At 63.4% G+C, this 12,779-nt stretch carries 8 protein-coding genes; 6 read left to right on the top strand and 2 right to left on the bottom strand.

Annotated features, from left to right (window positions below):
• Positions 1 to 349 precede the first annotated feature (349 nt).
• Complete coding sequence (locus tag H5T65_12090) at positions 350 to 1,873, top strand: hypothetical protein (GenBank protein MBC7259975.1); 1,524 nt, start codon at positions 350 to 352, stop codon at positions 1,871 to 1,873.
• Positions 1,874 to 2,063: 190 nt separating this feature from the next.
• On the opposite strand, the gene H5T65_12085 is transcribed toward H5T65_12090, so the two are convergent.
• Both H5T65_12085 and H5T65_12080 read right to left on the bottom strand, forming a co-directional pair.
• Entirely contained in the window at positions 2,064 to 3,284 is a 1,221-nt protein-coding gene (locus H5T65_12085; protein MBC7259974.1) for a sigma-70 family RNA polymerase sigma factor, read from the bottom strand.
• A 174-nt stretch (positions 3,285 to 3,458) separates the two neighbouring features.
• Positions 3,459 to 3,896: a TraR/DksA C4-type zinc finger protein gene (locus H5T65_12080; protein MBC7259973.1), complete on the bottom strand. Its 438-nt coding sequence runs from the start codon at positions 3,894 to 3,896 to the stop codon at positions 3,459 to 3,461.
• A 930-nt stretch (positions 3,897 to 4,826) separates the two neighbouring features.
• On the opposite strand from H5T65_12080, the gene H5T65_12075 reads away from it, so the two are divergent.
• From H5T65_12075 to H5T65_12055, 5 genes are all read left to right on the top strand, one after another.
• Positions 4,827 to 6,746 (top strand): hypothetical protein, encoded by a 1,920-nt coding sequence (locus tag H5T65_12075; protein ID MBC7259972.1) that lies wholly within the window; start codon positions 4,827 to 4,829, stop codon positions 6,744 to 6,746.
• 481 nt (positions 6,747 to 7,227) lie between these two features.
• Positions 7,228 to 7,725, top strand: a complete 498-nt coding sequence (locus tag H5T65_12070; GenBank protein ID MBC7259971.1) for a ubiquinol-cytochrome c reductase iron-sulfur subunit — start codon at positions 7,228 to 7,230, stop codon at positions 7,723 to 7,725.
• 10 nt (positions 7,726 to 7,735) lie between these two features.
• Positions 7,736 to 9,976: a c-type cytochrome gene (locus H5T65_12065; GenBank protein ID MBC7259970.1), complete on the top strand. Its 2,241-nt coding sequence runs from the start codon at positions 7,736 to 7,738 to the stop codon at positions 9,974 to 9,976.
• A gap of 201 nt (positions 9,977 to 10,177) precedes the next feature.
• Positions 10,178 to 11,959 carry a hypothetical protein gene (locus H5T65_12060; protein ID MBC7259969.1) on the top strand — a complete coding sequence of 594 codons (1,782 nt, stop codon included), beginning with the start codon at positions 10,178 to 10,180 and terminating at the stop codon, positions 11,957 to 11,959.
• Positions 11,956 to 12,684, top strand: a complete 729-nt coding sequence (locus H5T65_12055) for a cytochrome C (protein MBC7259968.1) — start codon at positions 11,956 to 11,958, stop codon at positions 12,682 to 12,684. The genes H5T65_12060 and H5T65_12055 overlap by 4 nt, the downstream gene beginning before the upstream one ends.
• Positions 12,685 to 12,779 lie beyond the last annotated feature (95 nt).

Below are 12,779 nucleotides of genomic sequence, written 5' to 3'. Positions count from 1 at the left end.
TACAGTCAGCCCGCAGGGCTTGGCCCTGTCAGCCCGACGGCTTTAGCCTCGGGCGACAAGCAACCGCGAATCTGCGCGAATGGACGCGAATCTAACCCCAGCCCGTAGGGCTTCGCTCCTTCAGCCCGATGCTTCAGCGTCGGGCGGACGCGCGGACAAATCCATGACTATGCGTACCCTCGGCGCGCAGTGGTGGAGTCGCGTCTTCGCGGCTCCGCTGCGCGGAACGACCGCTGCGCAATAGGCATGTTTTCCTATTCCCGCCTGCGCGCACTTCGTGTATACTGGGCCTGTGGGGCATCCCGATATGGCCCTGCTTTTCCATCCATGCCCATAAGGAGCAGACGCGATGAAACGCAATCGTAAACTCGCCTTGTGTGTGCTGTCTGCACTCATCGTGATGTTGGTCGTCGCACAGCCGGCGTTCGCCGGCGACAAGTGGCGTTTCGGCTTCGGCGCAAACCGCAAACTGACCGACTACCCCGATTGGCCCACGCTAGGCGCGTCGTGGTTCCACATCTGGGGCCCGTACCCCAGTTACAATGTGAGCGGCCTGACCTTCTTCCCCATGGTGGCGGCCTACGGCGACCTGATGGGGAACGAGACCCTGGAGTCGCTGCAGCAGCAGTACAACTGGAAGCCGCAATACTACCCGCCCGGCACGGTCTGGATCATCAGCAACGAGTTAGAGTACGATACCTTCTGCACCAAGAACGGCGTTCCTTTGAACCCCTGCCGCGGCATCACGCCCACGGAGTACGCGGAGAAGTTCAAGAAGTACTACGACATCATCCGCCAACTGCAACCTTACGGCTCCACCTACAAATTCGCCATCGGCTTCATCAACGCCATCGCGGAGCCGGGCCGGCCGTTTACTCTGGCGGACGTGCTGGATGCGTACAAGGCCCGCTGGGGCGTGGACATGCCGGTGGATATGTTCAACCTGCACGTGTATGGGTTTGGCCGCGACATTGACTTTGACTACGTCTTCGTGCCCACCATTACCACGTACCGGCAGGTGATGGCCAACAAGGGCTACCGCGACAAGCCGCTGATGATCACCGAGGTGGGCGTCCTGGAAGGCGTGTACGTCTCCAACATCCCCCAGGAGTACGTGCTGAACTTCATGGTGCAGGCTTTTGACTGGCTGCGCACGGCCCGATCCGACACGACAGGCATGCCTTCGGACAACAACCGCCTTGTCCAGCGGTGGGCTTGGTTCGCCCTCACGTCCTGGCACCCCAGCGACGCCTACAAGTGGCGCAAGACCGCGCTGTTTGATATTGACACCAAGCAGATCACGGCGGTGGGCGAGCAGTACCGAGCCTACCTGCAGGGCCTGACGCATACCATCACGACGGCGGTGCAGCCCGGCTGGAACCTGCTATCGGTGCCGGTGGAACTGTCCAGTTACGCCATCACCGACGTGCTATCGTCGCTGGCGGGGTCCTATGATTTGGCCTACACCTACGACGCGCAGGCCGATTCCTGGCGGGTGTACGACGTGAGCGCGCCGCCCGGAGCCAACACGTTGACCAACTTGAACCCGGGCGATGGGCTGTGGGTACGGGTTACGGCCCCGGATTCCTGGATCGTGAGCGGCGAGGAGCAGAGCATATCCAACATCCCGCTGTACGAGGGGTGGAACCTCATCGCGTACCCGCTGACGGCAGCCAAGCCGATCGGCGAGGCGCTGGCGTCCATCGCGGGCAAGTACACGGCCGTGTACGCCTACGATCCGACACGGCCAGACCCCTGGCAGAAGTACGTGCCTGGCGCGCCGGCCTGGGCGTCGGACCTGACCGAGATGACGCCTGGCAAGGGTTACTGGGTGAAGGTAACGCAGGACTGCACGGCGGTGTTCACGGAGTAGCGCCGAAGTCGGGGTCGGCGCACCTGCGAGGCGCGAGGGGGCGTTTGGAACACGCAAGACGCGAAGGGCGCGAAAACCGCGCGATGCCCTTCGCGTCTTTTGCTGTCTGCAAGGTGAAAAGCGCCATCGGACGTCGCCCTTCCCGTCGGCGGAGATGGCAGGGTGTTGCCCGCGATGCAGGGCGGCGCGCCTACAGGTAGCCGCGGAGTTTGCGGCTGCGGCTGGCGTGGCGGAGCCGCCGCAGGGCGTGCTTCTCAATCTGGCGGACGCGCTCGCGGGTGAGGCCGAACTTGCGCCCCACCTCTTCCAGCGTGTAACTGTGCCCGTCGTACAGGCCGAAGCGGAGCCGAAGGATGCGGCTCTCGCGCGGGGTAAGGGTTTCCAGCGCCTCTTCCACGTCCTCATGCAAGAGTTCGTGGGAAGCGCGATCGTCGGGGGCGGGGCTGATCTCGTCCTCAATGAACTGGCCCAGTTCGCTCTCCTGCTCCTCGCCGACGGGCATTTCCAGCGACAGGGTGTCCTGCGACAGGCCTAGCATGGCCTGAATCTTGGACGGCGCGATGCCCATCTCCTCGGCCAGTTCCTCGGTGGAGGGCTTGCGCCCCAGTTCCTGCTCCATGCGCTGCGACAGGCGGTACAGGCGGCGGAGTCGCTCGTTCATGTGGACGGGCAGGCGGATGTTGCGGCCGTAGTCGGCGACGGCGCGGCCCACCGCCTGGCGAATCCACCACGTGGCGTAGGTGGAGAGTTTGTAGCCGCGGCGATAGTCAAACTTGTCAATGGCGCGCATCAGGCCCAGATTGCCCTCCTGGATCAGGTCCAGGAACGGCACGCCGTACCCCTGGTACTGCTTGGCGATGCTGATGACCAGGCGGAAGTTGCCCTGGATGAGGCGATCGCGGGCCTGTTTGCCGCGCTCCACCTCCTGGCGCAATTGGTCGGCCAAGTCGGGGTCGCTGACGCCCTGTTCCAGCAGGCGCGCGGCCTGCTCGCCGCGTTCGCGCTGCTTGGCGAGGGCGACCTCGTCCTCCGCGGTGAGCAGCGAGTAGCGGCCGATTTCCCGCAGGTACAGGGTCATCGGGTCGTCGCTGTCCACGGCCGTCAGGTCAAAGTCCGACTGGTCCTCGGCGAGGAGGTCCTCCAAATGGGTCTCCTCCAATTCGGCCAGTTGGGTCTCCAGCACCTCGTCGGCTGCGCCTTCCGCGTCCAGGATTTCAATACCCTGCTGCTGAAGTTCAAACATGATGTCCTCTACTTCAGCCAGGGACTCTTCCACCTTCGGAAGGGTCGCCAGGATATCGTCGTAGGTAACGTACCCTTGGCGTTTTCCTTTTTCCAACAGTTCCTCAAGGTTAGGCAACGGATCACCTCGTATGTTGCGCGGGCGTGAAAGCCCGGTCGTAATGCGCATGAGAGCGGCGACGCGGCGACTACAGCAAAAAGGCGCGCGCCCGCGCACCTTTGCTTCCCACCGCGTACTGGCATAGGATTGCGGCCTCCATTGGCCAGCAAATGCTTATTATAGCGCGAAATGCGGGAATCTGCAAATATCACCCGTCGCGAAACGGCGGGCGTCTTGTCAAGCCTACCTGCCCTTGCGCGCGCACTGGCTGCACGTGCGTGTCGTGGGCAACAATTCCAGGCGGTCTTCTTCTATGCGACCGCCGCACACCGAGCACTGTTCGTACGTGCCCCGGTCCAACCGGGCCATGGCCGCGCGCAGTTCGTCCAGCCGTGTCTGGAGGCGCTGCCTGCGCGCCAGGTTCATCTCCCACAGGTAGATGGCAGGGTCGCCCTCTCCGAGGCTGTAATCGCCCTTCTCGGCCAGGCGCTCTTCCACCTCGGCCAGGCCCCGCTCAACCTCATCTATTTCTTTCTGCAACCGTTGCCGGTATTTGGCTTCCCGCTCGCTCACGGCGACCTTCTCTTTTTGCGTCCGCGATTGGGCTATCGTTGCCCCTTCGGGACCGGCGGCGCGCAACAGATCCATGGTGCCACCCTGCCCATCCACTGCGTTTGACAAGTGCCTCACTCCCAATTCTGGACGTACCCACGGCTGCGGGCGGCGATGATGGAACATCCACCGCGCGCTGTGGGAAAAGGCCCCTTGGGCTTCTCGCTGCCCGCTCGTGCGGCGTGCCGTGCCCGAAACGCCGGCTGTACGCCCGCAGGCCGCAAGGGGTGCCGTCCCCAGTGGAGAGAAACATTCGGACGGGGCAATGCCCGCCCGGTGCCTCATGCCGATGTATTATAGCACACTTTTGGTCAGTTTGTCAATAAAGGTGAATAACATGTTTTGATATGTAGTTATATCCTCATGCATATCCATAACGCTCTGGGACAAGGTCGGGGCGTGGCCCTCTGTGTCCTTAGCCCACGAATGGTCGGCGTGTGCTATGAGTTCACCCGATGAAAGGATAAAGGCTACTTATCATTGTCCGTTGGCAATTATCTTGACAGCATCGCGCAAATCGGGTATAATTATGTGCAATACAAGGATTTCCTCTACTCACGGCTGATCCATGCGGATCGCTTATCTGCGGTGGTCGCCCTGACAGCATCACCGAGGCCACTTGTCGGGCGGAATCTTGCGAAAGGGGGTGATTGCCAGGGTCATTCGCATAGCCATCAGTCTCACCAAGACATGCTCCACACATCCGAAACCACATGAGGAAGGAGTCTAGTTATGCACACGCGGAAACGCATCATCGGGACATTGGTTGTCCTTGCGTTAGGCGCGGCAGTGCTGGCTTTCGGAGCGTGCGGCTCGCAGCCGACTCCTACGCCGACAACCGCGCCCACACAACCGCCGCCCTCGCCCACACCTGTCCCGCCGACGCCGGTGCCGGAACCTACGCTGGCCTGTCCCTTCGTGGACGAGTGGGCCGCCTCGGGCCATGCCGATGCCAAGTCCGAAGCGTTCGTCCACTGGGATAACGCCAGCCCGCCGGAGGTGCCGGCTGCCTGCGCCAAGTGCCACAGCGAGGGCGGCTACCTGGACTTTCTGGGGCTTGACGGGTCGGCCGCTGGCAAGGTGGATGCCAACGCCAAGATCGGCACGGTGGTCTCCTGCACCGTCTGCCACAACGCGGCCACAGTCAAGATGACCAGCGTCGTATTCCCGTCGGGCGTGGAAGTTACCGACCTCGGTCCCGAGGCGCGCTGCATGCAGTGCCACCAGGGGCGCGCCTTCAAGGGTTCGGTGGACGCGGCCATTGAAAAGGCCAAACTGACCGATCCCGACACGCCCAGCCCCGACCTGGGATTCACCAACATCCACTACTTCGCCGCCGCCGCCACGCAGTTCGGTACCGTGACCATGGGCGGCTACGAGTACGACGGCAAGGCCTACGACGCCAAGTTTGACCACGTGGAAGGGTACGACACCTGCGTGGACTGCCACAACCCGCACACGCTGGAAGTCCGCGTGGAAGAGTGTACCACCTGCCATACCGGCGTCAAGACCGTAGAGGACCTCAAGAACGTGCGCATGGCCGGTTCCGCCGTGGACTACGACGGTGATGGCGACACCAAGGAGGGCATCGCCGGCGAGATTGAGGGCCTGCAGGGGATGCTGCTCCAGGCGATCCAGGCCTATGCCAAGGACGTGGCCGGTGCGCCCATCGCCTACAACGCGGCTGCATATCCCTACTTCTTCGCCGACACCAACGGCAACGGCGTGGTGGATACGGACGAAGCCCAGGCGACCAATGCGTACAAGTCCTGGACGGCCCGACTCGCGAAGGCGGCCTACAACTACCAGACTTCCGTCAAGGATCCGGGCACCTTCGCCCACGGCGGCAAGTACATCATCCAGTTGCTCTACGACTCCATTGAGGATCTCAACGCGAAACTGGCGACGCCGGTGGATCTCTCCAAGGCGCACCGGATTGACGCCGGGCACTTCGCCGGCTCGGAGGAGGCGTTCCGCCATTGGGATGACACAGGCGTGGTTCCGGGCGCGTGCGCGCGCTGCCACTCCGGGACCGGCTTGCCGCTGTACCTGAAGGAAGGCGTCAACATCTCCACCGCTCCGAGCAACGGCTTCCTGTGCTCCACGTGCCACGACGCGCAGCCGGCCTTTACGCGCTACAAGGTGGAGACGGTTACCTTCCCCAGCGGCGCGAAGTTGGCGTTCAAGGACTCGCCCGACAGCAACCTGTGCCTCGCCTGCCACCAGGGGCGCGAGTCCACCGTGAGCGTGAATGCGGCCATCAAGGGGCTTGACCTGGACAAGGTGTCGGACAAACTACGCTTCCGCAACGTCCACTACTTCGCGGCTGGCGCGACGCTGTTCGGCACCGACGCCAAGGGAGCCTACGAGTACGACGGCAAGACCTACGTCGGGCAGAATGCGCACGTGCCGGGGTTTGACACCTGCGCCAGTTGTCACGACGGCCACGCGCTGGACGTCAAGGTTGAGGCGTGTGGCACCTGCCACGCGACGGTGAAGACCGCCGCCGACCTGGAGACCATCCGCATCGCCGCCAAGGACTACGACGGCGACGGCGACACCAAGGAAGGCGTTGCGGGCGAGGTGGAAGGCCTGCGCGAGGAGTTGTACGCGGCCCTGCAGGCCTATGCCAAGGACGTGGCCGGTGCGCCCATCGCCTACAACGCGGCTGCATATCCCTACTTCTTCGCCGACACCAACGGCAACGGCGTAGTGGATACGGACGAAGCCCAGGCGACCAATGCGTACAAGTCCTGGACGCCACGGCTCCTGCAGGCGGCGTACAACTACCAGTACGCCACCAAGGATCCGGGCGCGTTTGCGCACAACCCGAAGTACATCGCGCAGGTGCTGTACGATTCCATCGCCAGTTTGGGCGCGAAGGTCAAGGTGGACATGACGGGCATGGTTCGCCCATAGCCGTCATAGTCCAAAGCGTCATAGTCCAAAGGGGCCGCATGGCCCCGCAGGGTATGGGTCGCTTCAAAGGAGAAGGGGCGCAGTCTGTGCGCCCCTTCTCTGCCTTTTGGCACCGCTGCGGGTCTTCGTCCGGGGAGCAATTCATACCGAATCTCATACAACTTACTCTTGGGCTTGGGAGTTAGTACGTACTAATATTGTCAAGATATGCTCATATTGCATGGTTACATATCTTGACAATCACGAGCCGGCGTGGTATAATGATAACCAACGTGAGCGGCCGACACCGTGTCTTTGTGTGCCACACGCATCGTCGGCTATTGAGTTCCGAAACGCTTTGGAAGGAGGTGGTGCCTACACATTGTCTACCCACTCGTTTTCCGGGCAACGTGTTGTTTCACAGCGTCTTCTGCACCCTGGTGATCTGGATGGTCTTTCCTTTGATACTGGTACCGATCTTCTTTCTCCCTGAGAGGCGATCATGAGCAATGACACTGATGCTTCTGGCGTGAGCCGACGAGGATTTCTCGGCGGCGTGATTGCGGCGGTGGGGGGCGTCGTGGCAGCGGCCGTGGGCATTCCCGCCGTCGGGTATGTCCTCTCCCCGCTGCTGGGCACCCAATCGTCCCAATGGCACGAGGTGGGACCTGTCTCGGATTTCCCGCAAGGCGAGCCTGTGCTGGCCATCTTTTCCCGCACTATCAAGGATGGATGGGTAACGAAAGAGCAACACGTGTCCGTCTATGTGCGCCGCGAAGACGGCGACCGCTTCACGGTCTTCAGTCCCAAGTGCACACACCTGGGGTGCGGGGTGCAGTGGAACAGCAAGGCGCAACAGTTCTTCTGCCCTTGCCACGCAGCCGTGTTTGACGCCGAGGGCACGCCTGTGGCTGGCCCTGCGCCGCGCCCGCTGGATCGGTACACGGTCAAAGTGGAAAACGGGCGGCTGTTCCTGGGCGAGACCCAGCCCAAAGGGTAGGAGGATGACCATGCGCCGACTGGTGGACTGGATAGACGAGCGGACAGGCATCCGCAACCTCCTGCGAGGGTTCCTCTACCGCCCCGTGCCGCGAGGTGTGGGCTGGTGGTACATCTTCGGGAGCGCCACCATGCTGACCGCCCTGATTCAGGGGATCACGGGCATCTTCCTCACGCTGTACTACGTGCCCTCGGTGGACCAGGCCTACGAAAGCGTGGAGTACATTAGCAACGAGGTGCTGTTCGGCAGTTTCATTCGCGGCCTGCACCACTGGTCGGCCAGCGCCCTTATCGTGCTGGTGGTGCTGCACTTGCTGCGGGTGCTATTCTTCGGGGCGTACAAGTATCCCCGCGAGGCGAACTGGCTCATCGGCGTGGGGTTACTTCTGGTCGCGCTGGCTCTGGCCCTCACCGGCTACCTGCTCCCATGGAATCAGGTCTCCTATTGGGGGACGACGGTGGTTACGGAGATCATGGGCACAATACCGGTGGTCGGTCCGGCGCTGTTGCGACTGGCGCGGGGTGGCACCGAGGTGGGGGCAGTAACGCTGACGCGATTCTTCTCGCTGCACGTGATGTTCTTGCCGCTGGCGGGCGTGCTCCTGTTCGCACCCCACCTGTACCTGGTGGTGCGCCAGGGCATCTCCAACCCCCCGGAGCGCAAGGTGCCCGTGCCTGCGGACCCCGAGGGGTATCAGGCATTCTACGGCGAGCGCAAGAAGGGCGGGCACACCTTCTACCCGCATGTGATTTTCAAGGATAGCCTGGCCTTCCTGGTGGTGTTTGCGGTTCTGGCGGCGCTGGCCATCTTCGTGGGGGTGAAGCCGGAACCGAAGGCCGACCCGACGGCCACGGACTTCGTGCCGCGCCCGGAATGGTACTTCTTGTTCCTGTTCCAATTCCTGCGCCTGCTGAAGCCCCAGTGGGAGATCATCGGCACGCTGGTGTTCCCGCTGGGTGGGGTGTTGCTGCTGTTTCTGCTGCCGTTCCTTGACCGCAATCGGTACCGCCATCCCCTGGACAGGCCGGTGATCACGGCGGTGGCGGCGCTGGCATTTGTGGGAATCGTGGCGCTGACGGTCCAGGGTGCGCTGGCTCCCTCACCCGAGCCGTCGCAGGTTACGCGCCTGGAGATCACCCGTCTCACGCCGATACAGGAAGAGGGTCGCCGTATCTACAAGGAGAGCGCCTGCGCGGTCTGCCACGCCATTGATGGCGTCGGGGGCACACGCGGGCCTGACTTGGCCGGCGTCGGCACGCGCCTGGATCCCGAGTCGTTGATTCGGCACTTGCGGCCATCGCCGGGCTCGTCGCTCATGCCCGCCTACTCGCTGGACAACCGCGACCTCATCGCACTTACGTCGTACCTGCTCGCGCTGACCACGCCGCCAAAGGCGGGCGCGCCGTCGCCAACGCCGATTTCCAGCGGCCAGGCCCGGTATCAGGCGCAGGGATGCCCGGCCTGCCATGCCATTGACGGCATGGGCGGCGTAACGGGGCCGGACCTCAGTGGGGTGGGCGCACGTCGGGACCGGGCATGGCTGGTGCAGTATCTCCAGGACCCGACGGTCGTCCTGCCGAACTCGCAGATGCCGGTCCACTCGCTGGCGCCCGAGGATGTGCAGGCCATCGCCGATTACCTGTCTGGCCTCACCGGCGGGGCACTGGCGGGAGGGCCGTCGGCAGAAGCCGGCAAGGTGGTGTACGAGGACCAGGGGTGCAGCGTGTGCCATGCCATCCAGGGCAGGGGCGGGACCCTGGGGCCAGACCTGACGCGTATCGGCCAGACCCGCGACGCGGCCTACCTAAAACAATACGTGAAGGATCCGAAGAGCCTGAACGCGAACGCCACCATGCCGCCCTATGGCAAACTGACCGAGGTGGAGTTGGAGAGCCTGGCGCTGTACATGCTATCGGTCAGCGGCAAGGCTCCCGCGCCTGTGCCGACGGCGACAGGCTTTTCGGGGCCGGCGCACACGCGGACACCGACCGCCGCGCCCGCGCAACCTGCTACGCCGGATGGCGCAGCCCTGTATGCCCGGTTGTGCGCGGCGTGCCACGGCGACAAGGGGCAGGGTGGGCCGGTCGCCAAGGAGGCCATCAACACACCCGGGCTTCTGCGCAGTCGCTCCGATGAGCAACTCGCCGAGATCATCCGCGCAGGCAAAGAAGGCATGCCCGGCTTCGGCTCGACCCTGAGCGCCGAGGAAATCAACGCCATCGTGCGATTCATGCGAACCTGGCTGCAGTAACCATCCGATGACGGCAGCCGAAATCGGCGAGCGTTACGCAAAGAGGGCGCACCCAGCGCCCTCTTTTTGTCTCTGTGGCGATAGAGTCTGCAAATGGAAATTGACAAGATTCAAGCGTTGTGATATACTTCACCAGAGTGTCGCGGCATTCACAAAGTGAAGCGCACGGGCATACAAGACCCCTCTCGCGGAGGACTTGCAATGAGGCCACAGACCCGAATCCTGACAGCAGTCCTGCTGGCGGCACTGCTGGGCGCCACGCTTCTCGGCGTGCACGTTTTCGCACAGGGCAAGCCCACGCCCCACCCCATCGCCGGGCGCGAGGCGTGCCTGACGTGTCATCCCACCAGCAAACTTCCGGCGGACCACGCCAACCGCGCCGAGTCCACCTGCACGGCGTGCCACCCGGAGGCGAGCGCGCAGCCGCCGATGCCGCCGCAAGCGCCGCAGACGCCGCATCCCATCGCCGGGCGCGAGGCGTGCCTGACGTGTCATCCCACCAGCAAACTTCCGGCGGATCACGCCAACCGCGCCGAGTCCACCTGCGCGGCGTGCCACCCGGAGGCGGCTGCACCGACCCCGGGGCCAACGCCCACAGGCCCGATGACCGATGAGGGGTGCCTGGCCTGCCACGCCAAGCCTGGGTTGAGTTACACCTTCCCGGGCTGCGGCGAGACCGTCTCGCTCACGGTAGATGCAACCACGCTGAGCCAGTCTGTGCATGGGAAAGCGGGCATCACCTGCACAGGCTGCCACACCAACATCACCGGCTATCCGCATCCGAAACTGGAGGCGGAGGACTGCCGCGCTTTCACCGTTAGCCGCGCGGAGGCCTGCGCAACCTGCCACGCCGAAATCACCGAGGCGCAGCACGACAGCATTCACTACCGCCTGTTGGCCCAGGGCAACCGCGACGTGCCCACGTGTGTGGAATGCCACGGCGGGCACGATATCACGCCACCGGACGAGCCCCGTTACAGACTCTCGCAGACGTGCGGCCAGGATGGGTGCCACACCTCCATCCTGGACACCTACGCGAAAAGCGCCCACGGGAGCGTCATCGCCACGGAGAAGGACAACCCCTACGTGCCGGTGTGCGAGGATTGCCACGGCGCGCACGAGATGCCCGACCCTCGCACGGGCGAGTTCCGCGCCGCCAGCCCCGAGTTGTGCGCCACATGCCATACCGACCCGAACGTGGTGGCGCGCTATGGACTGTCCACGGATGTGTACCGGGACTACCGCGATGGCATTCACGCCCGACTGCGCGAGAAAGATCCCAATGTCCAGACGCCGGTCTGCACGGACTGCCACGGCGTGCACGATGTGAAAGGGCTGCGCAAGAGCACGCTGGCCGCATCGGAGACGTGCGCGCACTGCCACACGGCGATCTACGGGGAGTACAAGCAGGGCGTGCACGGCGAGGCGCTCATCACCGGCAACCCGGATGTGCCTGGCTGCACCTACTGCCACGGCGCGCACAAGATTCCCGACCCGAACACGCCGCAATTCCGCATCGGCGAGCCTGACCTGTGCGCTTCGTGCCATTCCGACCCCGCGCTCATGGCCAAGTACGGCCTGTCGCATGACGTGTATACTACGTACACGCAGGAATTCCACGGCACGACAGTGCAACTGTACAAGACGAAGTGGCCCAGCGCCAGCATCTACTGCTACGAGGCGGTTTGCACGGACTGCCATGGCATTCACGAGATTCGGTCGCACACCGACCCGAAGTCCAGCGTGCACCCGGACAATCTCATCTACGCATGCCGGAAGTGCCACCCGGACGCGCCTGCGCAGTTCGCATCGGCGTGGGTGGGGCACTACAAGGTTACCCGCGAGCGCACGCCGCTGACGTACTACGTCAATCTCTTCTACACCATCCTGATCCCGCTGGTCATCGGCGCCATGTCGTTCTTCGTCCTTACCGATATCGGTCGCCGCATCGTGAACCACTTCAAGCGAGGGAAGGCCTCATGAGCACACAACAGATGAGCACCGAGAAGCCGCGGACTTTCATCCGCTTTGACTTGAGCGCCCGCATTGAGCACATTCTGCTCATCATCTCGTTCGGCATGCTGTGCCTGACGGGCCTGCCGCAGAAGTTCCACAACTACGCCTGGGCGCAGACCCTGATGAATGGGATGGGCGGGATCAAAACCGTCCAAACCATGCACCACTTCTTTGCCTACATGATGGGGATTGAGACGGTGTACCATGTGCTGGCCCTGATTCGGAGCATCTTCATCAAGAAGTCGCCGAATCGGTTCTCCATGATCCCCGGCCTCAAGGACATCACAGACGCGCTGCGCCACCTGGGCTACAACCTGGGCCTGGTCAAGGAACTGCCGAAGTACGACCGGTTCAACTGGAAGGAGAAGGTGGAGTACTGGGCGCTGGTTTGGGGCACCCTCGTCATGTTCCTGACCGGCGCGATCCTTATGTGGCCCGAGATCATCACCCGTTGGCTGCCCGGCTATTTCATCCCCGCGGCGAAGGCGGCCCACGGCGGCGAGGCGCTCCTGGCGTTCCTGGCGATCCTCGTCTGGCACATGTACAACGCGCACCTGGCCCAAGGCAAGATGCCCCTGGACACCACCATCTTCACGGGCAAGGTGAGTGAAGAGCGCATGCGCCACGAGTATCCGCTGGAGTACGAGCGCATCCTGGCCCGCGAGAAGAAGGCGGAGGCGAAGAAGGCCTAGCCGAAACAGAGATGTCTCAGCCTGGGGACTGCGCAAAGACCCCAAGGGTCTCCGAGACCCTGATCCAAGGTGCGACGCACTTCCGAAAGTGCGTC

It is taken from the genome of Chloroflexota bacterium (assembly GCA_014360805.1).
In the GTDB taxonomy this organism is placed as follows: domain Bacteria; phylum Chloroflexota; class Anaerolineae; order DTLA01; family DTLA01; genus DTLA01.
This window is presented reverse-complemented; position numbering and strand designations above follow the sequence as displayed.